Here is a 25790-nt window from a genome sequence, read left to right on the forward strand (position 1 = left end):
ATGCCATCGTTGTCCAGTCCTTTGCGAAATCCGGCGGGTCCCACGCATATCCGCACCGGGTAACGTCCCGGATATGGCCAATCACACTGCGGGGGTCCACGGCGCGAGTGAGCGGTTCGTGGACGAGTACGCCACGCTTGACCCGATCACCGCTACCTATGCCGGGCTGTCCGGTTACGAGTCGGAGATGACCGACTTCTCTCCTGACGGTTACCGGCAGCGCACCGAGCTCGCTGCCCGTGCTGTTCGGGAGATCGAGGCGCTCGAACCCGCTGATGAGAGCGAGTACGCGGCGAAAGCGCATTTCCTCGAACGCGTCGGCATCGAACTCGAGCTGGCCGACGCGGGGCTGGACATCGGGAACATCAACGTGCTCGCCAGCCCGGTGCAGAACGTCCGCGCGGTGTTCGACCTGCTGCCCGCCGAAACCGCGGAGCACTGGGAGGCCATCCGGACCAAGCTCGCCAAGGTGCCCGCGGCGATCGAAGGGATCAAGGAGAGCCTGCTGGACGCGGCGAACCGCAACCAGCTGGCCGCCCTGCGCCAGGTGAGCAAGGTCGCCGAGCAGTGCGAGACCTGGTCTGGTGCCAAGGGCGAGTCGTTCTTCGCGAAGTTCATCGAGGACGCTCCCGAACAGACGACCGAACTCGAAACCGCCGCGCGGCAGGCGTCCGATGCCTACGCGGACCTGGCGCGCTTCCTGCGGGGCATCTCCGACAAGGCACCGAAGAAGGACGCCGTCGGCGAGGACGTCTACAAGCTGTGGTCGCGCTACTTCCTTGGCGCGAAGCTTGATCTGCGTGAGGCCTACGAGTGGGGCTGGACCGAGTTCTTCCGTGTGGAAAAGGAAATGACCGCGGTCGCCGAGCGGATCAAGGCGGGCGCGACGCTTTCCGAGGCAGCGGCCGAACTTGACGCTGATCCGCGTTACCGGATCCAGGGGCGTGCCGAGTTCGAGCAGTGGATGCAACAGCTGTCGGACAACGCGTCGAGCGCGTTGCGGGGTGTGCACTTCGACATCCCGGATCCGTTGATGCGGCTGGACTGCAAGATCGCGCCGGAAGGCGGTGGCGCGGGCGCGTACTACACCGGGCCGAGTGACGATTTCTCCCGCGCGGGCACGATGTGGTGGTCGCTGCCGAGCGGCCGCGACGACTTCAGCACATGGCGTGAAGTGTCCACTGTGTACCACGAGGGCGTGCCGGGGCATCACCTGCAGATCGCGACCGGCGTGTACCAGGCCGAGTCGCTCAACCGCTACCAGCGGCTGTTCGGCTGGGTCTCCGGGCACGGCGAAGGCTGGGCGCTGTACGCGGAGCGCCTCATGCAGGAACTCGGCTACCTCACCGACGACGGCGATCTGATGGGCATGCTCGACGCCCACCTGTTCCGGGCCGCGCGGGTGATCATCGACGTCGGCATGCACCTCGAGCTGGAAATCCCGGCAGGCAGCGGATTCCACGACGGCGAGCGGTGGACGCCGGAGCTCGGCCTCGAGTTCATGCTGACCCGCACAATCACCGACGGCGACATCGTGCGCGACGAGATCGACCGCTACCTCGGCTGGCCGGGGCAGGCTCCGTCGTACAAGCTAGGCGAGCGCTACTGGTTGCAGCTGCGTGATGAGGCGCGTCGCCGCGATGGGGAAGCCTTCGACATCAAGGACTTCCACCAGCGCGCGTTGCGCCTCGGCTCAATGGGACTGGACAACCTCGCGGCCAGCCTGCGCGGTTAGCCCGGCAAGGACAAGGGAGCAGACGGCGTCGAAGGCCTTGTCGATGCCGTCCCGGTCCCAGTCGCCGGAGTGAGCCGGATCGTGAAACCGGTTGGTGGCATCGAAAACGGCGCGCGCGGTGGCGTTGACGTCGTTGATCGGTGCGAACAGGCCAGCCTCGACGCCGTCCCGCAGGATCCCGGCGATCTCGCCGGTCAGCTCCTGCACGTGGTCGGCGATCACCGTGCTGTTCTCCCGCACCAGTGCGGAGAAGGTGGCGAACAGTTCCGGGTCGTCCAACACCTTGTGCCGCTTGGCGTCGAACAGCGTGGCCAGCCAGTGCCGCAGCCGGTCGGGCGCGGGCAGATCGGCTTTCGCCGCCTGCGCGACTGGCACGTGCGTACGGTGCAGCCATTGCCGCGTCACGGCTTCCCGTAGCGCTGCCTTGCTCGGGAAATGCCGATAGACACTGCCGTGGCTGACACCGAGGGCGCGGGCGACGTCCACAACGGTTGCCTTGCTCGGGCCGAAGCGGCGCAGGACGTCCTGCGCCACTTCGAGAATCTGTTCCGTGGTGAGGGTTTCGGCCATTAGCGCTCGCTGTCCAGCATTTGCATCTGCGTGGGCGCGTACCGGTCGCCCGCGGCCGCGTCGCGCGGCACGGTCTGCTCGATCACGTCGAGATCTTCCTGTGACAGCTCAACGTCCACGGCGCCTGTCGACTCGGCGAGCCGGTCCCGCCTGCGGGCGCCCACCAGCGGCACGATGTCTTCACCCCGTGACAGTACCCAGGCGATCGCGATCTGGGCGACGGAGACGGACTTACGGTCCGCGATCTCCCGCAACGCCTCGACCAGTTGCAGGTTGTGCGTGAGGTTCTCGCCCTGGAACCGCGGGCTGTGCGCGCGGAAGTCGGTCGCGGCGTTCTCGCGGTCCTGCGTCCAGTGCCCAGACAGCAAGCCGCGCGACAGCACGCCGTACGCGGTCAGTCCGATGCCCAGTTCCCGCAGGGTCGGCAGGATGTTCTGCTCGATGCTCCGGCTGATCAGCGAGTACTCGATCTGCAGGTCGGAGATCGGGTGCACGGCGTTGGCCCGGCGGATGGTGTCCGCGCTGACCTCGGACAGGCCGATGTGCCGGACGTATCCCGCCTCGACCATTTCGGCGATGGCACCGACCGTATCCTCGATCGGGACGTTCGGGTCCAGCCGGGACGGCCGGTAGATGTCGATGTATTCGGTACGCAGCCTGCGTAGCGAATAGGCGAGCGCTGTCTTCACCGCGTTCGGACTGGCGTTGTAGCCGAGCCACGGACCGGCGGGGGAGCGCTGCGCGCCGAATTTCACGCTGATCACCACGTCGTCGCGGTTGCGGTCCTGCAGCGCGCGGCCGATGAGCATCTCGTTGTGGCCCATGCCGTAGAAGTCGCCGGTGTCGATCAGGGTGACGCCGCTGTCCAGCGCGGCGTGAATCGTCGCGATGCTCTCGGTCTCATCGGCCGGACCGTACATATCGGACATGCCCATCGCGCCGAGGCCCAGCTCGGACACCTCCGGGCCGGTCTTGCCAAGTCGACGGTTTCGCACAGGGTCCTCCTTGTTGTAATGGTGACTCAAGTATGCACATCGCGATGACAGATTTCAATATTTGTCAGTTGAGTGGTTGCGAACGGTATCTAACCACTTCCTGTGCGTAACGCCACTCGGGCCACCCTAACCGGTGAAATCCGACGTTTTGGCAGGTCAAAGGTGGTGTGGCGGTGCTTACCATCGGCCTCGCCCGGATTTTCGCCGGGACAAAAAACAAGGAGAATCCGATGTCCAAACGATTGCCCGTAGTGCTGTCGTTGGCAGCACTGGGCCTGGCCGCGGTGGCCCTCCCGAGCGCCGCGTCCCCGAACCGGGCCGACCCGGTCCGGGTCGAATGCACAGCCGACACCCCGGCGGTCAAGACATTGGTCGCTGCCGTGAAGGCAGTGGACGCGGCGGTCGCCGACCCGGCCAAACTGCAGAGCGCGCTCGGTGACATCTACAGCGCGGTTGCTGGCGCCCAGGAAGCCGGTTGTCTGCCGTCGTTGCCCTCGTCGACGGCCACGCCACCGGCACCGCCCGCGCCTCCGGCACCTCCCGCACCGCCCGCACCGCCTGCTCCACCGGCGCCAAAGGCCGCGGACGCGTGCCTGGCACCGACCGTGAACTTGCTGAGTGCAGTGCTGGGCGGGGTCAGCGCCACACTCGCGACGCCGCCGGATGCCGCGGCAACAACCGCCGCGATCACCAAGCTGGGCACGGCCGTCACCGCGATCAACACCGGAAAGTGCCTGCCTGTGGCACTGCCTGTACCGGGCGCCGCACCAGCTCCGCCTGCGCCACCCGCGCCTCCGGCCCCGCCAGCTCCACCGGCACCGCCCGCGCCGCCAGCACCCCCAGCGCCTCCGGCCCCGGAGCCGCCCGCGCCACCAGCACCCCCGGCGCCTCCTGCTCCACCAGCACCGCCTGCCCCGGAGCCCCCGGCACCGCCAGTGCCCTAGGTGAGCAACAGATTCTCCTCGTGAGTGGTTAAGCGGGTTAGAACACGCTTAACCACTCACGAGGACGACATCGGCAGTTGACGTCCAAGCACGGCGAACGGCCGTGGATCACCGGCAAACCGGTAGTTACGCAGCACATCGACGAACCCGACCCGGCGGTAGAGGCTCCACGCCCTCGTCCGGCCTTCGGGAGTGGACAGCAGCACGCGATCGTTCGGCACGTTGTCCAGCAGCATCCGCAGCAGGCGCTCGCCGGTTCCCCTGCCCTGGCTGTCGGGCCGCACGTGCAGCTCGGTCAGCTCGAAGTAGTCGCGCATCCATTCGTCAGCGACGCCAGGACCGGCCAGCTCGATCACGCCGCGGCGGACTTGTTCATGCCACCACTGGCCGGGCGCGCCCCGGTAGCCGTAGCAGATCCCGGTCAGCTCGTCGTTCTGGTCGACCGCCGCGACACAGCGCCACCCGTCCCGCAGCATGTGGGCAAGCCACATCGGCGCCCGTTGTTCGGCAGTTCCTTTTGGGTAGCCCATGGCCGTGACGTACAGGCCTAACGCCTCGTAAAGCCGCGACCGCAACGCGTCGGCCGACAGCTCGACGAGCTGGCTCTTGTGCGATGGCACCGCGGTCACGTCAGGAATCATCCTCCACGCTTCGAACGTCCGCAGCTGTCCCCCCGGTGAGGGCGACGAGCTGCTCGAACGTAGTGGGGTACACGGATTTAGGGTGCCCAGCCGCCGCCCAAACCACCGTGTACGTGGCCAAATGGTTGTCCACCAGTGTGCGGATCCGTTGCGGATGGCCCGAAGGCGCGACCCCGCCGATGGCCTGACCGGTGTTCTCCTTGACGAACGCCGGGTCGGCCTTGTCGATCCGATCCGCCCCGACAATGCTCGCGACCTGCCTGGTGTCCGCGCGGTGTGCGCCGGACGTGAGCACTAGCAGCGGCTCGACTTCTTCGCCGTACGTGGCACGGAAGATGAGGCTGTTGGCGATCGCGCCGACCTCGATGTCCAGCGCGTTCGCGGCGGCTGCCGCGGTCCGCACCTCGTCGTCGAGGATCCGGATGCCGGCCGCCGATTCGGTCAGCCCCGCCTCTAGCAGGGCCACGGTGAACTTGGCGACGGCCGGATGGTCGGTGGATGTCACCCGCTAATCACACCATGACCTCGGTTTAAGCAGCTTGAGCGGCTGTCATCACGCAGGTACACTCGAACGTGTGTTCGAAATCGAACACGGCTGCCCGGTGGTGGGGCGGGGGAAGCGCCTCGCCACCGGGTCCACCGGCTTCCCCACGGTGGGTTCGATGTGGCCGCCCTGGCCGCGTCGAGACGTGAGGAGGCCCAGATGTCAACCACAGTCGACTTCCCAAGCTCCCCCTCGCGTCGAGGAAACCGCTCATGGGCATCGGGAACACCGGCGGCGCTGCTCTGGCAGGCCGAATGCGGCATAGCGGCGGCGGAGGCGGAAACCGAACCCGCTGAGCGGTTCACTCAGGCGTACCTGTCCGCGCTGAAAGCGGCGGCGGCGATGCTCGCGCACCGAGGCCGTCCGCACCGGGGCCGCGCCCGCCCCACCAGTGCGTGGACGTTGTTGTCATCCGTCGCGCCCGAACTGCGCGAGTGGGCCGCGTTCTTCGCGGCATGCTCGTCGACAAGGGCGGCGGTGCAGGCAGGCCGAGTCCGGCTGGTCAGCGCCCGATCGGCGGACGACCTGGTCAGGCAGGCAAGTCAGTTCATCGGTCTGATCGCCCGGGTTGTCCCGGGGTGAACGGTCGGGCACTGATCGATCTGACAAGACTGCTGGACATCCTGGAAATCGAAGCCACAGTGCTGGCAGAGACGGTGGACGGAGCGAGAGAAGAACTGAGGATCCCGAACTGCCCAGGCCTGACCGTCGGGGAAACGGCCAGGCACATAGGCAGCGTGTACCGGATGGCGCTGGCGTGGATAAGGACCGGGGACTCCCCGGAAACCTGGCAACGCGAGCCAGGCCCATTCCAGTCATTGCGGGACTACGTGATCACCGGAACACGTGAACTCGTAGACGAACTGGCCAGGCACGATCCGGCGGAACCCTGCTCAACCTGGTGGGCGGCGGATCCGACATACGGTTTCTGGAGACGCCGGATGGCACACGAAACGGTGATCCACAGAGTGGATGTCCAGGCGGCAACGGACCTCCCGATCGGAGAGATCGCGGACGAAGTAGCCGTCGACGGCATCGACGAAATCCTCACCCTCTGGTTCGGCCACAGATTGACGGTCCAGGGTGTCGTAGGAACAACAGACGGCACAGTCGCCGTCCGAGCCGGCGAGAAAGCGTGGCTGGTTCGCGTAACGACAGGCGGCCTCGGCGCATGGCGCGTCCCCGGCAGGGACATAGACCGTGCGGATAGAGGCCGAGTAGACGCGGAGATAACCGGCCCACCATCGAACGTCTACCGCTACCTCTGGGGCCGAATGCCAGAGCGAGCGGTGAACAGAGAAGGAGACATCGACGCGATAAACCAAATGTGGGCCCTGCTACGCCTAGCAACCCGCTAACCCAAGAGAAATGCCCGGCCGCCCCGCGGCGGCCTGTAGAAAGCAGGAGGGCGCCGTGCTGACCAGTCCGCAGCCGACGCCCTCCTGCCCAGCCATGCGTTTCCCCGATCCCACCGCCGCCGCGCGATCCCCGCTGCTGTGCCAACGTTCCGCCACCGCACCCGTAGGCCTTGCCGCGATCTCCGTTGCCCTGGCCACCGTTCCACCGCCGTGGCCCTGCCGTCGCCGCTGTGACCGTGCTGCCATCGCAGTGACCCCGCCACACTGCGACCCGCCGCGACCCCCGCCACCGCTGCGACCCCGCCGTCGCGACGACCCTTGCCATCCCCCGGCAACCCCGCGATCCTCTGCCCTGCCGCCTACGCGGACCCTCGCCTCGACCGCACTATTGCCGCTGCCGTCTGTTCCTGCCTCCCTCGCCACTCCTTATCCCGCCACCCAGCGCTGGGCGGTCATCGTCACCACATCGGCTGCCCGAAGGCCGCCGCCTTTGCCCGCCTCTCACCCCCGTCCCCTTGCCGTAGCCATCCCGCCCGTACCCGCGAAACCCTTTTCCTTATCCCTCAACGCTTTCCTGAATTTGTCGGTAGCCGCTGCTAGCGTGCGTCCCATGTCCACGAGACTCGTCAACGTCATCATCGCCACCGCGAGCCCGGAAGCGCTCAGCCAGTTCTGGTCGCAGCTGCTGGGCTGGGACCTGGTGCGCGAGCACGGCGAAATCGATGTCCGGGCGCCGGAGTCCCAAGGCTGGGATCTGGATCTCGTGTTCGATCAGGCCGACGAGCCGAAGACCGCCCAGAACCGCATTCATCTCGATCTGGCCAGCGCCAGCCCCGCCGACCAGGCCGAGATCATCGAGCGAGCCAGGGACCTCGGCGCGAAGTCGATCGACATCGGGCAGGGCGATGTCCCGTGGGAAGTGATGGCCGACCCGGACGGCAACGAGTTCTGTGTCCTCGAACCGCGTGAGATCTACCACGACGCGGGCCCAATCGCGGCGATCGTCGTCCAGGCGGTCGACGCGAACAGTCTCGCTGAATTCTGGATCAATGCGGCCGGATTCGAGCGCAAGAGCGAGGCCAACGGAGATGTTGGGTTGCGTGCGCCCAACGCTCGCGGGCCGTGGCTCGAGTTTCTTGGCGGTTACCAGCCGAAAACCGGCCAGAACCGGCTGCACCTCGATGTCCGGCCATACGCCGGTGTGGATCAGCGGGCCGAAGTGGCGAGGCTGACCAAGGCCGGTGCCCGGCCGATCGACATCGGTCAGGGAGACGTGCCATGGGAGGTGATGGCCGATCCGGAGGACAACGAGTTCTGTGTACTGACGCCGCGTTAGGCCAAGTAGCCGAGAAACTGCTCACAATGCGTCATTGGCCGATCGTCGATAGATACGTAGGATGATCCGTCGGCGAAGCTGAAGACCATTTGGGCGGTGACATGAGCGCGGGCGTGAGCACGATCAGCGATCGGGCGGCGGACACCCGGGTGACGACCGCACGGCGGGTACTGCTGATTGCCGGGATTCTCCTGGTCGCGGCCAACCTTCGAGGTGCGTTGACATCGGTCGGGCCGCTGCTGGAGACGATCAGGCGATCGGAAGGACTCAGCGCCGGGCAGGCCGGTCTGCTCAGTGCGCTGCCACTGTTGACCTTCGCGGTGTTCTCGCCGCAGGTGCCAAGGCTGGCCCGACGGGTCGGCATGGAACGGTTGACGTGGTACGCGCTCCTCGCGCTCGCCATCGGAATCGTGCTGCGCTCGGTGCCGGTGATCGGCATGCTCTGGCTGGGCACGATCATGTTGGGTTTGGCCATCGCGGTGGGCAACGTACTGCTGCCTGCCCTGCTCAAGCGCGACTTTCCAGACCGCGTCGCGCCGATGACGAGCCTCTATTCGGTGACGATGGGCGTCGTCGGAGCAGTCGTGTCCGGACTTGCGGTGCCCCTGGCCGGTGCATTGCCAGGCGGCTGGCGCACGGCGTTGGGCTCACTGGCCGGGCTCGCGCTGATCGGGTTCGCCATCTGGGCGCCACAGGCATTCGGCCGTCAAGCACGGCCAGCCGTGGAGCCTGCCGCGTCAGCACGCACGCCGTGGCGTTCTGCGCTGGCCTGGCAAGTCACGGCCTACATGGGCCTGCAGTCCTTTGGCTTCTACATCGTGCTGGCGTGGTTCCCGGCGATCATGAACGACAACGGGATAAGCGAGGAGAACAGCGGCTGGCTGCTGCTCCTGTTGCAGGTCCTCGGCGTCACCATGAGCGCGGCAATCCCGTTGGTGGCCAACAAGATGCGTGACCAACGCCTACTGGCAACGGGCGGCTCACTGCTCAGTCTCGTCGGCTACATCGGCATCCTCGTGGCGCCGGAACTGGCCGTGCTCTGGGCAATCGTTGTCGGCCTCGCAAGCGGGATCTGCTTCGTGCTCGCATTGCTGTTCTTCACCTTGCGAGCCGCGGATTCCTTTGGCGCGGCGGCACTTTCCGGGATGGCGCAATCGATCGGCTATCTGTTCGCGACCACCGGCCCAGTCCTCTTCGGCGCCTTGCACGACTGGACCCACAGCTGGACGCTGCCGCTGATCGTGCTGATGGCCGCGGTCACGGTGCAGGCAGTGATGGGTCTGGGCGCCGGCCGCAACCTGATGATTCGCTAGACAGCCATTCGCCGCCGGGCTGTCCGGCGTGGCTGTGGCTGCTCGGTGCAGCTGGTCGCCCGTCAACGCCCGCTTTCCTGGCCGTTCTCGCCCTGCCAGAACCACTGCGACTCGCGCGCCTTGCGCATAGCTTCCTTGCGCACCTCAGGTTCCAGCCGGTCGAGGTAGAGCTTGCCCTCCAAATGGTCGGTCTCGTGCTGTAAGCACCGTGCCAGTTCCTTAGTCCCGGTCACCGAGATCGGCTTGTTCTTGGCGTCGACGCCTTTCACGGTCGCCTGCGCCGCACGCCGCGTGGGGAACCACAGTTCAGGCACCGACAAACACCCTTCCGGCCCTTCCTGGGTCTCCTCGGAAAGTTCGACAACGCGCGGGTTGATCACGTACCCATGCAAGCCGCCGACGTTGTAGCTGAACACCCGCAGCCCGACGCCGATCTGTGGCGCGGCGAGACCGGCGCGGCCCGGCAGCAGCACCGTGTCCATCAGGTCGTCGACGAGTGCCTGGAGTTTGCGGTCGAAGTGGGTGACCGGGTCAGCAGGTGTGGTGAGGACCGGGTCGCCAAGGTATCTCAGCTCTCGGACGGCCATGTCGTCTCCTGTTCGACGGGGAGCAAGGGGAACAACCGAGCTACTGCGGCAACGGGTCGGGCAGCCGGACTGGGGTCGCGGGTGGCATACCTGGCGAGCACCGCCCGGATCTGCGCACCGACTTCGGCCAGTTCAGCGGGTTCGAGAAATATCACCGAGCTGAAGGTGTCGTCGATCGACCATTCGGTCGGAGCGCTGCCTTTGTTGTGCAGCCAACGCCGGTAGCCCTCGTCTTCGAGCTCTCTGGCCAGCAGACCGAGGTCCGGGCCCGCTGCTGGTTGACCGGCCAGCCGCCAAGGCCGAGCACGGCCATCACTCGCGTCGGCTTCCTCGACATAGCCGTAGCGCGCGAGCTGGCGCAGGTGAAACGAGCACAAACCGGAGCTGAAACCCAACGCCTGCGCGGCCTGCGTCGAGGTCACGGTGTCGCGTTCGCGAAGCAACGCGAGCAACGCGGCACGGACTGGATGATCCGGAGGAGGCACTTTGCAAAGCTTACTCTTTGCAAAGTCAAAAAACTACGGGATTGACGTTCTGACCTGGGCTGTTAGGGTGAAGAAATGCAATATATCGGTCGCCTGGACCGGGCACTCTTCAGTGAACAAGCGCTCACGGCCATCCGGCGCGCGATCGTCGCGGGCGAACTAGCCCCAGGCACGCCGGTGAAAGACACCGAACTCGCGGCCCGGATGGGCTTGTCCCGCACACCAGTCCGCGAAGCGCTCGCCCGCCTGACCGACGAAGGCCTGATCGAAACCAAGCCGCACAGCTACACCCGCGTAACGCGCCTGGACTCGGCCGCAGTCCGAGATGCGCACGCGGTCGTGCAGTCGATGCACGGCCTGGCCACGCGGCTCGCCGTCCCCAAACTCACCCCACAGCACTTCGACGCCATGCGCGCCGCCAACATGAGGTTCGCACTGGCGGTCGAAGCCAGCGCGCTGGAGGACGCGATCGCATGTGACGACGCGTTCCACGACGTCCTGGTACAGGCCAGTGAGAACCACGCGGTCGCGGCCACGATCCGCCGGTACACACCGTTGCTGCATCGCGCGATCTACCTGTATCTGGGCTCACCATTGGGCCGTGATTCGGCCCCGATGCACGAGCGGATCATCGCGGCATGTCAGGCGGGTGACGCGGAAGAAGCGGCAGACCTTGCCGAACGCAACTGGGCGACATTGGCCGTGCTGATGGAAAAGAAGCCCTGATGCTGATGCCAAACGGCTGACCTCTCGACGAGAAACTCTCGACACCGATACCTAAGCAGTCGATCTATGGGCAGGACGCTCCGGTCAGAGGATCAAGCAGTCGATCAGTTGACGACAAATCTCCGCCCGAAAACCACGCAGCAGCCCTTCTTGGAGAACCATGACCCTCGAGAACTTCGCCCGCTACCCGTTGCTGTTCGGGCCATCCCCGATTCACCCGCTCGAAGCACTAACCGCCCATCTGGGTGGAGCTCAGCTCTGGGCAAAGCGGGAGGACTGCAACTCACCGCTTGCCTTTGGTGGCAACAAAACCCGAAAGCTGGAATATCTGGTCGCCGACGCGATCGCGACCGGTTGTGACACGCTCGTGTCCATCGGTGGCGTGCAGTCCAATCACACCAGGCAAGTCGCCGCGGCCGCCGTCCGCGCTGGCCTGAAATGCGTTCTGGTGCAAGAGAAGTGGGTGGACTGGGAAGATCAAGGTTACGCCACGACCGGCAATGTCCAGCTGAGCCGGTTGATGGGCGCGGATGTCCGGCTGGACCCGTCCGGATTCAGTATCAGGATCAGGGAATCGTGGCAGAAGGCGATTGACGACGTCCGTGCCGACGGCGGCAAACCGTACTCGATCCCGGCAGGCGCGTCGGATCACCCGCTTGGTGGACTAGGTTTCGCCGGATGGGCGGAAGAGGTGCGACGCCAGGAAACCGAGCTCGGTGTCTTCTTTGACACGATCGTGGTGTGTTCGGTCACTGGTAGCACGCAAGCAGGAATGGTTGCCGGGTTCGCTGGGCAGCGCAGAGTGATCGGCGTCGACGCCTCAGCCAAGCCGACGGAAACGCGTGACGCCATAACCCGGATCGCCAAACACACCGCCGAACTGATTGGAACGTCCATATCGGACAGTGAGATCGAACTGGATGAGCGGTATCACGCTGGCAGATATGGCATTCCCGACGGTCAGACGATCGAAGCCATGAAACTGGCCGCGCGCACTGAGGCGATGATCACGGATCCGGTGTACGAGGGAAAGTCCATGGCCGGAATGATCGACCTGGTCGCATCGGGTGAAATCAGCAAAGACTCCACAGTGCTGTACGCGCACCTCGGCGGGCAGCTCGCGCTGAACGCGTACAGCACTCTGGAGTTCTGAAACTGCTAAGCCGTCACAGTTCCTCGATCGGGACATCGGGGTTGGCCAGCCGGTCCGGGTCGATCTGCTTGCGAGAGCGGATCAGAGCCTTGATCGGGTCGACCACGTCCCAGATGTTCACGTTCATCCCGGCGAGGACGCGGTTGTCCTTGAGCCAGAAGGCGATGAACTCACGGCCGGGCTTGTCGCCACGGAACACCACGCGGTCGTAGCCCGCGATGTCACCGATGTACTCCATGCCGAGGTCGTACTGGTCGGTGTAGAAGTACGGCAGCTCGTCGTAAGTAGCCGATCCGCCGATCATCCCGGTCGCGGCGACGGCGGGCTGGTTGAGCGCGTTCGCCCAGTGCTCCACGCGGACTCGCTTGCCCAGGAACGGGTTCTCCGCGTTGGCGATGTCACCGGCGGCGAAGATGTCCGGGTCGGACGTACGCAGCGAGGCGTCCACGAGCACACCGTTGTCCACGTCCAGCCCGGCGTCCTTGGCCAGTGACACGTTGGGCGTCGCACCGATCGCGACCAGCACTGCGTCGGCGTCCACGACCGTGCCATCCACAAGGCCGACGCTCTTGGCGCCAACCTGGTCCACCTCGACACCGAGGCGTAGGTCGACATCGTTCGCGCGATGCAGGTCCGCATAAACCTCAGCGACCTCAGGGCCGATCGCGGTGACCAAAGGCTGAGGCGCTGCTTCAAGAACGGTCACCTCGACGCCTGCGGTTCGCGCGGCGGCGGTGACCTCGAGGCCGATCCAGCCCGCGCCGATCACGATCAGGCGTGATGAATTGGCGATCACGGACTTGATGCGTTCCGAGTCGCCGATTTTGCGCAGATACAACGCGTCTTCGGCGCCAGGGAACACGCGTGGGCTGGATCCTGTGGCCAGCAACAGTTTCGCGTAGTCGACAGTCGACCCGTCGGACAGTCGAACCTGGTGCGCGGACCGGTCAATAGCTGTCGCGGAGACGCCGAGCCGCAGGTCCACGTTGTTTTCCGTGTACCAGTTCGCGTCGTGCACGAAGGCGCTGTCGCGTTCGGCTTTGCCCTGCAAGTAGTCCTTCGACAGCGGCGGCCGCTCGTACGGCCGTTCCTCCTCCTCGGTGACGAGGACGATGTCGCCGTCGAATCCTTGGTCACGCAGCGCTTCTGCGGCTTTGGCGCCGGCAAGGCCGCCGCCGACGATGACGAAGGTGGTCACGCGAATTCCTCCAAGTTTCAGATTTGGACGCCGCTGAGCGCGAAGAACTCCTGGCGTGAGCGAGCGTCCTCACGCAGGCTGCCCAACAACGTTGACGTTACTGTGGTCGAACCGCTCGCTAACACGCCCCGCAGCGTCATGCAGGTGTGCTCGGCCTGGATGACCACGCCGACGCCACGCGGGTTGAGGTGGTCGTTGAGCCAGTCGGCGACCTGCTTGGTGAGCCGTTCCTGCACCTGTGGGCGGCAGGCGAAGTACTCGACGATCCTGGCGAGCTTGGACAGCCCGAGAATGCGCTCGCCGGGCAGATAACCGACGTGGGCGGTGCCGACGAATGGCAACAAATGGTGTTCGCACACCGACCGGACCGGGATGGCCCTGGCCAGCACGAGCTCGTCGTAACCCTCGTCGTTGGGGAAAGTGGTCAGATCGAATGGCCGCGGACTGAACAGTTCGGCATAGGCACGCGCCATCCGGCCGGGCGTGCCACGAAGGCTCTCGGTGTCCGTCGAAACGCCGAGAGCTCGTAGGAAAGCCGCGGCGGCGTCCTCGGCGGCGGCGAGATCGACCCCGGTGTCCGGCTCATGGACGACCCGCAGGGCGGTACCGGCACGCATAAGCACTCCTCTTGACCCTAGTTACACCAATAAATCCTGGTCTTATGAGGAGAGAAGGTCAAGAACCAGGTGAAAAACAGGTTTCGACCATGTTGGTTACCGATATGATAGTGCTGTGAGCTCGCCGGAGATCAAGGCTGTCGCGGCGCTGGACGACGATCTGCGCTGGCGGATGTACTCGTTCATCCGCGCCGAGCGACGCCCGGTCACCAGGGACGAGGCCGCCGCATCGGTGGGGATCTCGCGCAAACTCGCCGCCTTCCACCTGGACAAACTTGTGGACGCCGGCTTGCTGCGGGCGGACTATCTGCCCGCGGGGAAGGTCGGGCGGGCCCCGAAGGTCTACGAGCCGGCTGGTGTGGACATCCACGTAGCCATTCCACAACGACAGCATGACGTGCTGGCCGAAATCCTGCTGGATGCCGTTGTGGCGAAGGACGTGCGGGAGGAAGCCGTCAAAGCCGCGGGCCAGCGCGGTGAAAACCTTGGCACAACCGAGCGTGACAAGGCCAAACTTGGCCGTCTTGGTGCTGAGCGCGCGCTGACTGTGGCCGAAAGTGTGCTGGCGCGCTATGGCTTCGAACCGGCCAGGGAAAGTCCGACGTGCTTGCGGCTGCGTAACTGCCCATTCCACCCACTTGCCGCGAAGGCCCCAGACCTCGTCTGCGCGATCAATCAGGCGTTCCTGAACGGGATTCTGGACGGATTGCAAGCGCCAACCGTCCGTGCGGTCCTCGAACCGGCGCCAGGGGAGTGCTGTGTACGCCTTCGTGGTGAGTGAATGGCGCCAGTGGCGAATTTGTGTGAGCTAGCAAGAACCTCTACCCAAAAGTGTGGGGTGCGCCAGTCACCCGGCGCACCCCACACGAAGGTGTACTACTTGACCGTCACTCCTCGGCAGCAGCCAGCTTCTGCGTCGTCACATTGATGCCACCAACATCGACGGTCGGCCGTCGAGTTGGTTCATGCGAAGCCTGAACCGTGACCGACTCACCCGGCCACAGCGCCACATAGTTGTCCGACCAAGTCACGGGCAGCGGCTGCGAACCGTCAGCCTTGCGCAGCGTCAGCTGCACCGCCGGAATGATCGTGGTGGACGTGTTGCGGATGGTCACCGTGGTCTTGTCGCCGTGACTGCGGGCGCGCACGTCGACCGAGGCCTTGGGCAGCGTGGCCAGCCCCTTCAGGTCGGCGTACTGACTGACCGGCGTGTAGTACCACTGGCTGTTGTCCCAGTCCGGCACATCTGGCTTCGAGGACAACCAGTACGTGTTCTTGCTGACGTCCTTGCCGTGCTTGTCGGTCAACTTCAACCGGACGAAGTACGTCGACGACAGGTTCTGCAGCTCCGGCAGGGTGAACACCTCGGCGACACCCGGCAGCGAGACCGAGATCCCACTCTTGGTCTGGCTGTGCACCAGTTTTCCGTCGATCGTATAGACCTCGGCCACGGCGGTCAGCTTGTCGGCCTTTGTCGGTGACTGGCCGACGATGACCACCGAGCGGTCGTCGTAGGAGTACTGGATGTGGACCGTTTCGTTGGCCTTCTTCGCGCCGAAGTACGCGCCTGCAGGATTGAGGTCGTAGCTGTACAGGTGCCAGTTCAGCGACGGCCACGCGTTGTTGAGCATCCAGTAGATGAACCCAGTGGCAGGTCGTTCGGCGGTCATCCGCCGTGCGTTTGCCTCGAACTGAGCGCGCACCTGCTCGTAGTTCGCCAGCTGAGCCTTGTCGACGTAGTCGGCGAGATTCGTGGGCGTGCCATACCGCTCAGCCAACGCGGTGCTGAACAGACGCAGGTTGTTGAACGGTTCGTTCCCACGACCTGTGTGGAACTGCGGCGTCGCGGGCTCACGCCAGAGCTGTTCCTGCTCGGTCGGGTTCAGCATGCCCTTCACGGTGTCCAGCGCGGGGATGGAGTGCCCGGCACTGAGTTCACCTGCGAATCCGAAGGCCGCGCCAACCTTGTCGCCGTACCAGTAGACCGGCGGAACCCAGTCGTAAGGGCCTTCCATCTTGCTGCCGGACGGTCCGAGTGGCGGCTGCGGGCCACCATTGAGTGAAGCCGCTGGCAGTACCGGGTTCGACCAGCCGACCTTTTCGAACTCGCCGAGGTACATCCGCTGCACGTCCTCCGGCGGTGAGATGTCACTGCCGATGAAGAAGCCGATCACACTTGCGTAGTTGCGCAGGAAGCGCGCCTGGGCGTTGAGCGAACCCTGCGCGATCGGGTAATCCTCCGGCTTCCATGGCTCGCCGCCCCAACCGGTCCACGGCTCCCACTTGTCACAGCACTCCCAGCCGGGCAGCAGCATGATGCCCAAGCGGTCGGCCAAGTCATAGAACTCCGGTGTCTCCAGCTTGCCTTCAAGGCGGATGGCGTTGAGGCCCATGTCCCGCGTGTAGCGCAGCTGTGCGGCAAGACGCTCTGGCTGCGTGCGCAGCAGCAGGTCGGATGCCCAGCCACCACCACGGATCTGGATTTGCTTGCCGTTGATGATGAACTGCCGGTCGCCCTTGGCATTGAGGTTCGACACGACGTCGCGGATGCCGAAAGTCGTGCCGGTGCGGTCGGATGTCCGCCCGTTTACCCGAGCGGTCAAATCCAACCGGTAGAGCGGCTGCTCGCCGTACTGGTACGGCCACCACACACGCGGGTTGCGCAGCGTCTCAGGCGTGAACGCCACGGTCCGCGTCTCGCCCGCGTTCAGCTGCACAACCTGGTTCAGCCGCCGTGACGCGACTTCTCCCTGCAGTACAACCTTTTGGGGAGTGTTGGTGTTGTTGCGCACCTCGGCGAACGCCTTCAACTCGGCGGTCTCGAAACCGGGCAGCGCGAGCTTGGTGTGCACATACGACCCGACCAGCGAAACAGCTCCACCGCGAGCGATCTCGACGTCACGGAACAGACCCATGTTGTTGTCGGGAGCTGGCTGCGCCCAGTCGATCCAGCTGATAGCGAAGTGCTTCTGCGGGTCGGCAGGCGCGACCTTGATCGCGATGGCGTTGCGGCCGGGCTTGACCAGCGAGCTGATGTCGAAGTCGCGGGCGTTGTACGTGCCGACGACGTCACCCAGCTTGGTGCCGTTGAGGAACACCTCGCCAGCTGAGGTCACGCCTGGGATTTTCAGCACGGTGTTGGGCGAGCGGTCCCGCACGTGGAATTCGGTGCGGTACCACCAGGGCACCTGGAAGTCGGCGCGATTGACGTTGTCGCGCATGTTCGTGCCGTGGAACAAGTTGGGGTAACGCCCGTTTTGTACCAGGCCTGCCATGACGGTTGATCGTGGGCCGACGGGGTACCACCGGGAACCGTCGTAGCGCGACTGGGAGATCTCCTCGCCGGTCGCGGATACCTCTGCCGACGACTGGATCTGCCAGCCGGCGATGGTGCTCTTGCTGGACTCGGCATCGGCCAACGTGGTGACCTGAACAGCCGGGGCCGCGGTGCTGGGCTGTGCCAGCGAGAGAGTCAGTAGGACAGCCAGGACAAGGGCGACACGCACCCGTAACGAGGACATGCGGGGGCCTCCTCGGCGCCAGGGACCGCCTATTAATAGGGAACTTTCTTTACGAAGTCAATGGTCTGTACCTACGCCGCTACTGCATGCAGTGGGCGTGCGAGGTTGCGTAACGCAGCGTTAGCTCACGCGATCAGACAACGCATCGGGCTGCCCGCGAGCACCGCCGACCTGCCACTGCGTGGGTTATGACCGGCGGGTGAGCTGCGACCAGGTGAGCACGCGTTGCCTGAACCGAATTCGCCGGGCAACGCGCTTGTTCTCGTCGGACGAATGCAAAAGGTGCATCCATCCCGACGTGGAAGTCTCCTTGACGTTGACAGGCACGCGCCGATAGGAGCGAGCGACGGAACTGTGCCGGACGACTTCGTCGTAGAACCACTCGGATGTGATGACAGCGAGGACACCGGGCGACTCCCGAAAAGCTTTTTTAAGCTCAGGGGCGTCTGACAACCGGAAAGTCAGATTGATCGAATTACCGGTGACACCGTGTTCGTCCCGCGCGATCTCGCCTGCGTGGATGGCCAGCCGAAGCCGGATTCGTTCCTCAGGAGGATGCCAGGAGTTGTGTCTGCGCAGAGCCTTGGCCAACGCGGCCGGAAGGGCCTCCACCAGTCGCACCTTGTCGGTCAGCGTGGGCGCGAGGATGAAGACACCATCGCCCCGGTCGACATGATGACATCGGAACCAGTGGACACCGGCAGCGCGCAAACCTTTGCGGACAGCCCGGTACATCGTCTCGCGGACAATGAGCTGACTCGGCCGTATCCTGGTGTAATCGCCAAATCCCTCCACATCGACGACAACAATCGTCCGATTGACAGCAGCTCGCCACTTCACGACCAATGACCCTATCCGGGATTGGCAACTTGCAAGTTGCAACAAGCCTCTGGTCACCCAAAAGGGTTTATAGCGGCCATTGTTCCCGACGCGACCGCACAGGTATTCGGCAATACCGACAACCCTCCAAGATGGTGATGACAACGACTCGTACTTCCGGTCAGGCATCACCACGCCATCGACAGGCCGATCTTCACCCCAAGCCGCTTCAGGCGCGCGGTGCTCTTGGTCAGTCCTGCGAGACCTGGCGGCCTGCTGGAACCGTCGCTTGGATCATTCGAGCGCGGTCGTGAGGAGAGTGCGTAGAGCGGGATCGGCCAGTTCCTCAGCAGAACGGACCTTGACGTGCCGATGCACTTTGCCTGTTCCCTGCATGAGGTTCGAGGGATCGGGCAGGCTGGCGCCGCCAGCGATCCCGAGCCGCACATAACCGGAGAACGGCGCGACAGTGAACTTGAGGCCCTTGTAGCCGGTGGTCGTGCCGTATCCGATGTTCTCGTCGTCGGCAGTAAGCACGGCATCCGGGAACAACTCCAGCAGGAGCTCGTGCACCTCGACTGCGAGCGGACCACCCCGGACAAGCAGCGCCCTGACCTCCGGCGTGACGGCATCGTCCATGCCTGCAAACTACCGCTCACGGGGCATTCGCATCGCGAGCGAGATTTGGACAGGCGACCGAACCTGGATACAAGAAGTGACAGAGCAGCACCGTTTGAGCCAGCAGAAGTCACGAAGCGCGTTCGAACCTGTAGAGGCATCGTTCCCACACCATGCCAAGGCGCGCTCATGACGGGTTACAGAGGACCTTCACCGTCCCGAACTACACCGCGCCGACGATGTTCGCGGGGACTGCGTTCGCGATGGTTGTGTCGCCGAGGCCGAGCGCTACTACGCGCTGGGGCGTCTGCTTGATGACGGCGTCGCCGAACGCGGATTTGCGGTTCGTGGTTCACATGGTGTTCTTGTGAGCGCCTCGGTCGCATGCCGACCGGTTAGGGCCTGTTTCACAAGTTGATCAAGGTTTGAGATGATCTTGATTCGTGGGGCGTGGTGATCTGACCAACGAGCAGTGGGCGAAGCTGGAACCCTTGCTGCCCAGGGGCAAGAAGCCTGGCAGGCCGCCGAAGCATGCGAAGCGGAAGCTTATTGACGGGATCCGGTTTCGGGTTCGAACCGGTGTGCCGTGGCGGGATCTGCCGGAGCGTTACGGCCCGTGGGAGACGGTGTATGGCTTGTTCCGGCGGTGGCAACGGGATGGCACGTGGAAGAGGATTCTGGTCGCGTTGCAGGCGGACGCGGACGCTGCGGGCCTGATCACCTGGGATGTCAGCGTGGACTCCACGGTGGCTCGTGCGCACCAGCACGCGGCTGGTGCGCGTCAAAAGGGGATCTCCAGAAGGAGTCTCCGGGCGGGGTCGAGGTCGAACCGGCCGATCACGGGCTGGGGCGCTCCCGAGGCGGGTTGACGACCAAGACTCACCTGGCGGTCGAGCAGGGACAAAAGCCCTTATCAATCGTGATCACCGCTGGCCAGCGAGGTGACTCGCCCCAGTTTCAGGTGGTGCTCGACCGTATCCGGGTACCCCGGCGGGATCGCGGTCGGCCGCGCTGCCGCCCGAATCGGGTGCTCGGCGACAAAGCCTACGGGTCCCGCGCCAACCGCGCCTACCTGCGCAGGCGCGGTATCCGCTGCACCATCCCGGACAAGGCCGACCAGGTCCGCAACCGCAAGAACAAGGGCTCACACGGAGGACGACCACCCGCATTCGACAAGGAGATCTACAAGCAACGGCACGCTGTCGAGTGCGGGATCAACCGTCTCAAACGAAACCGAGCCGTCGCCACCAGATACGACAAGCTCGCCGTTCGCTACGAAACCACGGTCACCATCGCAGCGATCAACGAGTGGCTCCCATGACTTTCGAAACAGACCCTAGTGCCTTCTTTGGGTGAGCCTTCTCGTGCATGCAGAGTCGTTTGGGACTTGGCTTCGTCACTGGTTGCCGCGGGCATCATCGGGCTTGGTGTGCACTACGCCACGTATGTCTCTGAGATGTACCGTGCCGGGATCGAATGTGTCCCACTTGGACAGTGGGGCGCGGCAGCCGCGCTGCATCTACTGCGCAGTCGCGTGTGTACAAGTGTGATCCTGCCGCAGGCTCTGTCGCGTTCGATTCCCGCGCTGACAAACTATTCCATCGTACTGTTCAAGGATGTTCCGCCCCTGGCAAGGATCATGCTGAGCAGTTTCACAGTTGGCCGCGAAATCGTCGCAGGCACGTTCGTCCATTTCAGCTGGTCGCCATGGCGGGCTTGCTCTGTCTGCCGGTCGCGCTCGTCCTGTCCTAGGTGGGCAGGATCGCGGAGCGCAAGCTGAACGTTTCGTGCTTGGGGTGATGTTCTTGGGGTGCCTTGGGTGGCTGTGTGCTGGCAAGTGCTTCTTTGGAAGGGGAATGGTCGCGGGGTGGGGTTTGGTGCGGGGTTAGGCGCGGAGGCGGAGGCCTTTGGGGGTGGCGCGGAAACCTGCGTCGCGCAGGATTGTGGCTAGGTGGGAGGTGAGGGCGGCGTCGCCGTCGGCGCGTTGGACGGCTAGTTGGCCGAGCCAGCCTTCGCGGACTGCGCGAGAGAGGGCTTCGGCTGCTGAACGCAGGGTTTTGTCGTCTTCTGTGAAGGACAGTAGGGATTTTCCTCCGCGTTCGACGTACAACGCGGGTTCGCCGTCGACGAGGACTGCTAGTGCGCCTGCTTTGCGGGCGGGGCGGTGTTTTCCTTCGCCGATTGTTTCGGGCCAGGGGAGGGCCGCGCCGTATGGTTGGGCGGGGTCGGCTGCGGCGAGTACTACTGCTCCGACGGGTTCTGGGTCTCTGCCTGCTGCTCGGGACAGGGCGCGGAGACGGTCTACGGCGCCGCGGGCGGCGAATTGGGCTGCGCCTAGGCCTTCTACGACATAGCCGCGGATGACTTGGCCGGAATCCTCCATGGCCCGCAGGACTTTGTAGACGCCGCTGAAGCCGCCAGTGACGCGTTCTGTGTCGAGGGCGCCGCGCGTCAGGACTCCGTGGCGTTCAAGGAAAGCTTCGGCGCGGGCGTGGGCTCGGCGGGTTGGGTCGGACTCGCGTTCGATCGCGAGCGACCAGCGGCCGCCGACGGTGGGTGGGCCGGTTCTGCTGGGCATCGTTGGGCGTTGGGCTCTGATGCGGGCGTATCTGCCGCGTGGTGTCGAGCGGCGTGGTTTGTGGGTCGCGCCGCGGCCGGACACCAAGGCACGCAATGGGTTGAGCGTGTCGTTGGTGACCAGACCGGCCCACACCAAATCCCAGAGGGCGGTGACCACCTCTTGATCGTCGGTGGAGCCGGTCCGATCGACCAACTGCCGGAAGAACAGCGCACCACCGTCCAAAGCGGACAGGATGGCCTGGTGCACTGGGGAGTCGGGGACGTTGTCCTCAACGTCCGGCAGCAACAAGTCGGCGACGTCCGTTGGCGCGAGGGCGATCCAGCCATCGCCCCCGGCCAGCGAACCACTGCCACACCAGGTGACCTCGCCTGCCGCGGTGAGCTCATCGAGCAGAGCAGGGGAGAAGCCTGGCAACCGTGCCGGCAGGATCAACGACTCGAGCGCACTCGCTGGGAGGGGAGTCCCAGCGAGCTGTTCCACCACGGACAACACATCGTCCGCTGTTGGCGCCGTGCGCAAACGCTTCCCCACGCCGTGCCAACTTGGCAGAAATCGCCCGAGCGCGGCCTGCTCGACCGGCTCCACCTCAGCCCTGAGCCGCGCCAACGAAGCTCGGCGCAACCGACGCAACACCTCAGCGTCGCAGTATTCGGTGTGTGTGCCGCCTGGGCGCAGCTCGCCACGGACGAGCCTGCCGGTACCGGCCAGCCGGTCAAGCACACCTGTCACCACCGCTGTGCCCAGCCCGAACCTCGCCGCGGCCTCAGCGGCGGGGAACGGGCCATGCGTGCGGGCATAGCGGGCCAGCAGATCACCGAGCGGATCGGCGGCCGGCTCGGTGAACGCTTCCGGCACGCCCACCGGAAGTGCCACCCCGAGCGCGTCCCGCATCCGGCCGGCATCCTCGATGCCGACGAAGCGGTCCGCTCCAGCGATCCGCACTCTGATCGCCCGGCGCTGGGCGACCAGTTCGGTCAGCCACTCCGGCTTGATGCCGCGAGCGGCCGCCTCGTCCTCGGTCAGGTCACCGAGGAAGCGGAGGAGGTCAGCCGCATCCTCCGCGTGCCTTGCGTGGCGATCCGGGTCCAGCCGTTGCAGTGACCGTTCGACCTCGGCAACAACGTCGGCGTCCAGTAGTTCCCGGATCGCTTCGGAGCCAAGCAGTTCGGCCAGCAGGGAGGAGTCGAGCGACAAAGCCGCGGCACGCCGTTCGGCCAACGGCGCGTCCAGTTCGTACAGGAACATCCCCACATAACCGAACAGCAGGCTGCGGGCGAAGGGCGACGCCGTCGGCGTCTCCACATCGACCACACGCACCCGCCGGGCGCGCACGTCCGTCATCAGCTCACGCAAGCCGTTGAGGTCGTACACGTCCTGCAGGCACTCCCGCATGGCCTCCAGCACCACAGGGAACCGTTCGTACTTCGAAGCCACGGACAGCAGTTGCGCCGCACGCTGGCGTTGCTGCCACAGTGGACTGCGCCGTCTTGGATCCCTTCGGGGCAGGAGCAGTGAACGGGCGGCGCATTCACGGAACCGGGCCGCGAACAACGCCGAACCGCCGACCTCGGCCACCACGATCTGCTCGATCTCCTCCGGATCGAGCAGGACATCCTCGGCGCTCGCGGTCACTTCGGCACCGGAGTCGTCCACGGCGTCCGGTAGCCGCATCACGATCCCGTCGTCGGAGTGGGCCACCTGCGCCTCGATGCCTCGCTGCTCACGCAGTCGCGCGGCGATGGCCAACGCCCAAGGCGCGTTGACCTGTGCGCCGAACGGCGAGTGCACGACCAGTCGCCAGTCACCGAGTTCGTCCCGGAACCGCTCGACAAGCACTGTCCGGTCATCCGGGATGTGTCGGGTGGCCTGTTTCTGTTCGGCCAGGTACATCAGCAGGTTGTCCGTCGCCCATTCGTCCAGACCCGCCGCCGCGGCTCGTGCCCTGGCCTTCTCATCTTCCAATGTGGACAGTTCACGCAGGAACTTGCCCATCGCCCTGCCGAGTTCCAGCGGGCGCCCTGGCGCGTCGCCCTTCCAGAACGGCATCCGGGCAGGCTGCCCCGGTGCGGGCAGCACGATCACCCGGTCGTGGGTGATGTCCTCGACACGCCACGAGGACGTGCCGAGCAGGAAGGTGTCACCGACTCTGGACTCGTAGACCATCTCCTCGTCCAGCTCGCCGACCCGTGACCCCGCACGCCCATCGCTGGGCGGGGTCATCACGGTGAACAGGCCGCGGTCGGGAATGGTGCCGCCGGAGGTGACAGCCAGCCGTTGCGCGCCGGGACGGCCACGCAGCTCGCCGGTGATCCTGTCCCACGTCACGCGCGGCCGCAGTTCGCCGAACTCCTCACTCGGATACCGCCCGGACAGCATGTCGAGCACGGACTCCATGGCGGACTGCGGCAACGACGCGAAATTCGCGGCCCGCCGGACCACTGTGGACAGCTCGTCGATGGTCCATGCTTCGAGTGCGACCATCGCCACGATGTGCTGCGCAAGTACGTCCAGCGGGTTGCGGGGATACCGAAGCGCCTCGATAGCCCCATCGCGCATACGTTCCGCGACCACAGCGCACGACACCAGGTCGCCGCGGAACTTGGGGAACATCACGCCACGGGACACCGCGCCCACGTGATGCCCTGCCCGGCCGACGCGTTGCAGGCCGGACGCGACCGTCGGCGGCGCCTCGACCTGGATCACGAGATCGACAGCGCCCATGTCGATCCCGAGTTCCAGTGAGGACGTCGCGACGACGCAGGGGAGCCGACCGGACTTCAGCTCCTCCTCAACGACGGTGCGCTGTTCGCGCGCCATCGAGCCATGGTGCGCCCTGGCGATCACCGGTGGGACGCCACCGGCGATGCCGGACTGACCGATCGCTTCGGCTGGGAAGCGGTCCAACTCCCAAGGCTCTTGCTCCGCGAGCTCATTCAGTCTGGCGGTGAGTCGTTCGGCGAGCCGCCGGGAATTGGCGAACACGATCGTTGATCGGTGCTGGCGCACCAGGCTGAGGATGCGTTCCTCGACCGCGGGCCAGATCGACGGCCGCCGGGTGGCGCCGATCTCGCCGGTGATCTCCTCGAGCGTGCCAATCCCGCCCTGTACCGGCAGTTCACCGGTGGGGTCGGGCGCCTGTGGGGTGTCGAGGCTGGCCATGTCCTCGACCGGCACCTGGACGGAGATCTCCACAGTCTTCGCGGTCTTCGGCTGGACGACCGTGACCGGCCGGCCGCCAGCGAGGAACGCACTGACCTCCTCAATAGGCCGGACGGTCGCGGACAGTCCGATCCGCTGCGCCGGTTTGGGCAACAACGCGTCCAGCCGTTCAAGAGACAACGCCATGTGCGCGCCGCGTTTGGTGCCGGTCACCGCGTGCACCTCGTCGACGATGACGGTCTCGATGCCCTTCAGCGACTCCCGCGCAGCCGACGTGAGCAGGAGGAAAAGGGACTCGGGCGTGGTCACCAGGATGTCCGGTGGCGTCCTGGCGAACGTCCTGCGTTCGTCGGCAGGCGTATCCCCGGTTCGCATGCCGACAGTGATTGACGGAGGCGTCAGGCCCAGTCGGTGCGCGGCCTGCCGAATGCCGGCCAGCGGGGCCCGCAGGTTGCGCTCGACGTCCACCGCGAGCGCCTTGAGCGGGGAGATGTACAGGACCCGGCAGCGGTGTTTCGGCTCGCTGGGAGGCGGCTGAACGGCCAGCCGGTCGAGGCCCCACAGGAAGGCCGCGAGCGTCTTACCGGATCCGGTGGGCGCCACGACCAGGGCGTGCTCGCCGGCGGCAGCCGCGCGCCACGCCCCGGCCTGTGCCTGGGTCGGGGCGGCGAAGGCCCCCGCGAACCAGTCGCGGGTCGCCGGTGAGAAGAGGTCGAGTTCGTCCACGCTGACCATCATGCATCGGGGGTCTGACAATTTTCGGAGCGTGCCTTTTGACCTGCGGAGATAGTGCAGTCGGGGGTATCGGCTGCGGCGAACGGCAGCGTTGTCGGGTTAGCCGGACGTCTGTACGGTTTGGATCGTTTCTTGTGTTCAAGGGGGTTTCTTTT

Annotated in this window: 23 protein-coding genes; 11 read left to right on the top strand and 12 right to left on the bottom strand. The window is 65.3% G+C overall.

Annotated elements, in window-relative coordinates; all coding sequences use genetic code 11:
- The first annotated feature begins 73 nt into the window (after positions 1-73).
- The gene (locus LWC34_RS55760) at positions 74-1735 is read left to right on the top strand and encodes a DUF885 domain-containing protein (protein ID WP_233734916.1); all 1662 of its coding nucleotides are present in this window, start codon (positions 74-76) and stop codon (positions 1733-1735) included.
- Here the strand turns inward: LWC34_RS55760 and LWC34_RS55765 are convergent.
- Positions 1694-2305, bottom strand: a complete 612-nt coding sequence (locus tag LWC34_RS55765) for a TetR/AcrR family transcriptional regulator (RefSeq protein WP_233734918.1) — start codon at positions 2303-2305, stop codon at positions 1694-1696. The genes LWC34_RS55760 and LWC34_RS55765 overlap by 42 nt on opposite strands.
- Entirely contained in the window at positions 2305-3300 is a 996-nt protein-coding gene (locus LWC34_RS55770; protein WP_233734920.1) for an aldo/keto reductase, read from the bottom strand. Before LWC34_RS55770 ends, LWC34_RS55765 begins: the two co-directional genes overlap by 1 nt.
- A 230-nt stretch (positions 3301-3530) precedes the next feature.
- On the opposite strand from LWC34_RS55770, the gene LWC34_RS55775 reads away from it, so the two are divergent.
- The gene (locus tag LWC34_RS55775) at positions 3531-4244 is read left to right on the top strand and encodes a hypothetical protein (RefSeq protein WP_250109485.1); all 714 of its coding nucleotides are present in this window, start codon (positions 3531-3533) and stop codon (positions 4242-4244) included.
- Between the two features lie 56 nt (positions 4245-4300).
- Here the strand turns inward: LWC34_RS55775 and LWC34_RS55780 are convergent, their stop codons facing one another.
- Positions 4301-4873, bottom strand: coding sequence for a GNAT family N-acetyltransferase (locus LWC34_RS55780; protein ID WP_233734924.1), 573 nt, complete (start codon positions 4871-4873; stop codon positions 4301-4303).
- A 1-nt stretch (position 4874) separates the two neighbouring features.
- Positions 4875-5390, bottom strand: coding sequence for a YbaK/EbsC family protein (locus tag LWC34_RS55785; protein ID WP_233734926.1), 516 nt, complete (start codon positions 5388-5390; stop codon positions 4875-4877).
- A 198-nt stretch (positions 5391-5588) separates the two neighbouring features.
- On the opposite strand from LWC34_RS55785, the gene LWC34_RS55790 reads away from it, so the two are divergent.
- The 4 genes from LWC34_RS55790 to LWC34_RS55805 all read left to right on the top strand — a co-directional run bounded on the left by LWC34_RS55790 (position 5589) and on the right by LWC34_RS55805 (position 9436).
- Complete coding sequence (locus LWC34_RS55790; protein ID WP_233734928.1) at positions 5589-6011, top strand: SAV_6107 family HEPN domain-containing protein; 423 nt, start codon at positions 5589-5591, stop codon at positions 6009-6011.
- Positions 6008-6787 (top strand): maleylpyruvate isomerase family mycothiol-dependent enzyme, encoded by a 780-nt coding sequence (locus LWC34_RS55795; protein WP_233734930.1) that lies wholly within the window; start codon positions 6008-6010, stop codon positions 6785-6787. Before LWC34_RS55790 ends, LWC34_RS55795 begins: the two co-directional genes overlap by 4 nt.
- A gap of 610 nt (positions 6788-7397) precedes the next feature.
- Complete coding sequence (locus LWC34_RS55800; RefSeq protein ID WP_233734931.1) at positions 7398-8123, top strand: VOC family protein; 726 nt, start codon at positions 7398-7400, stop codon at positions 8121-8123.
- 113 nt (positions 8124-8236) lie between these two features.
- A complete protein-coding gene (locus LWC34_RS55805) occupies positions 8237-9436 on the top strand; it encodes a CynX/NimT family MFS transporter (protein ID WP_233734933.1) in 1200 nt (399 codons plus the stop codon).
- Positions 9437-9498: 62 nt separating this feature from the next.
- Here the strand turns inward: LWC34_RS55805 and def are convergent, their stop codons facing one another.
- Both def and LWC34_RS55815 read right to left on the bottom strand, forming a co-directional pair.
- Complete coding sequence (gene def / locus LWC34_RS55810; RefSeq protein ID WP_233734934.1) at positions 9499-10023, bottom strand: peptide deformylase; 525 nt, start codon at positions 10021-10023, stop codon at positions 9499-9501.
- Positions 10005-10508, bottom strand: a complete 504-nt coding sequence (locus LWC34_RS55815; protein ID WP_233734935.1) for a winged helix-turn-helix domain-containing protein — start codon at positions 10506-10508, stop codon at positions 10005-10007. The genes def and LWC34_RS55815 overlap by 19 nt, the downstream gene beginning before the upstream one ends.
- Positions 10509-10583: 75 nt before the next feature.
- On the opposite strand from LWC34_RS55815, the gene LWC34_RS55820 reads away from it, so the two are divergent.
- Positions 10584-11234 (top strand): GntR family transcriptional regulator, encoded by a 651-nt coding sequence (locus tag LWC34_RS55820; RefSeq protein WP_233734936.1) that lies wholly within the window; start codon positions 10584-10586, stop codon positions 11232-11234.
- Between the two features lie 160 nt (positions 11235-11394).
- Positions 11395-12387 (top strand): 1-aminocyclopropane-1-carboxylate deaminase, encoded by a 993-nt coding sequence (locus LWC34_RS55825; RefSeq protein WP_233734937.1) that lies wholly within the window; start codon positions 11395-11397, stop codon positions 12385-12387.
- Between the two features lie 13 nt (positions 12388-12400).
- Here LWC34_RS55825 and LWC34_RS55830 read toward each other — a convergent pair whose 3' ends face one another.
- The gene (locus tag LWC34_RS55830) at positions 12401-13591 is read right to left on the bottom strand and encodes an NAD(P)/FAD-dependent oxidoreductase (RefSeq protein ID WP_233735046.1); all 1191 of its coding nucleotides are present in this window, start codon (positions 13589-13591) and stop codon (positions 12401-12403) included.
- Between the two features lie 11 nt (positions 13592-13602).
- Positions 13603-14202, bottom strand: a complete 600-nt coding sequence (gene folE, locus LWC34_RS55835; RefSeq protein ID WP_233734939.1) for a GTP cyclohydrolase I FolE — start codon at positions 14200-14202, stop codon at positions 13603-13605.
- A gap of 115 nt (positions 14203-14317) precedes the next feature.
- Here folE and LWC34_RS55840 point away from each other — a divergent pair, with 115 nt between their 5' ends.
- Complete coding sequence (locus tag LWC34_RS55840; RefSeq protein WP_233734941.1) at positions 14318-14983, top strand: helix-turn-helix transcriptional regulator; 666 nt, start codon at positions 14318-14320, stop codon at positions 14981-14983.
- A gap of 106 nt (positions 14984-15089) precedes the next feature.
- On the opposite strand, the gene LWC34_RS55845 is transcribed toward LWC34_RS55840, so the two are convergent.
- The 3 genes from LWC34_RS55845 to LWC34_RS55855 all read right to left on the bottom strand — a co-directional run bounded on the left by LWC34_RS55845 (position 15090) and on the right by LWC34_RS55855 (position 19181).
- Complete coding sequence (locus tag LWC34_RS55845; protein WP_233734943.1) at positions 15090-17723, bottom strand: glycoside hydrolase family 2 protein; 2634 nt, start codon at positions 17721-17723, stop codon at positions 15090-15092.
- A gap of 186 nt (positions 17724-17909) precedes the next feature.
- Positions 17910-18563 (bottom strand): hypothetical protein, encoded by a 654-nt coding sequence (locus LWC34_RS55850; protein ID WP_233734944.1) that lies wholly within the window; start codon positions 18561-18563, stop codon positions 17910-17912.
- Positions 18564-18836: 273 nt separating this feature from the next.
- Positions 18837-19181, bottom strand: a complete 345-nt coding sequence (locus LWC34_RS55855; protein ID WP_233734946.1) for a DUF1801 domain-containing protein — start codon at positions 19179-19181, stop codon at positions 18837-18839.
- Positions 19182-19603: 422 nt separating this feature from the next.
- Between LWC34_RS55855 and LWC34_RS55860 the strand changes: the two genes are divergently transcribed.
- A protein-coding gene (locus LWC34_RS55860) for an IS5 family transposase (RefSeq protein WP_233723324.1) occupies positions 19604-20481 on the top strand; the annotation gives its coding sequence in 2 pieces (ribosomal slippage) (positions 19604-19942 and positions 19945-20481; 876 coding nt in all).
- Positions 20482-20589: 108 nt separating this feature from the next.
- Positions 20590-20940: an ABC transporter permease gene (locus LWC34_RS55865; RefSeq protein ID WP_233735048.1), complete on the top strand. Its 351-nt coding sequence runs from the start codon at positions 20590-20592 to the stop codon at positions 20938-20940.
- A gap of 105 nt (positions 20941-21045) precedes the next feature.
- Here LWC34_RS55865 and LWC34_RS55870 read toward each other — a convergent pair whose 3' ends face one another.
- On the bottom strand, positions 21046-25635 hold the full coding sequence (locus LWC34_RS55870) for an ATP-dependent helicase (protein WP_233735050.1): 4590 nt from the start codon (positions 25633-25635) through the stop codon (positions 21046-21048).
- Positions 25636-25790 lie beyond the last annotated feature (155 nt).

Origin of the sequence: Kibdelosporangium philippinense (assembly GCF_021390435.2) — a bacterium.
Classification (GTDB): domain Bacteria; phylum Actinomycetota; class Actinomycetes; order Mycobacteriales; family Pseudonocardiaceae; genus Kibdelosporangium; species Kibdelosporangium philippinense.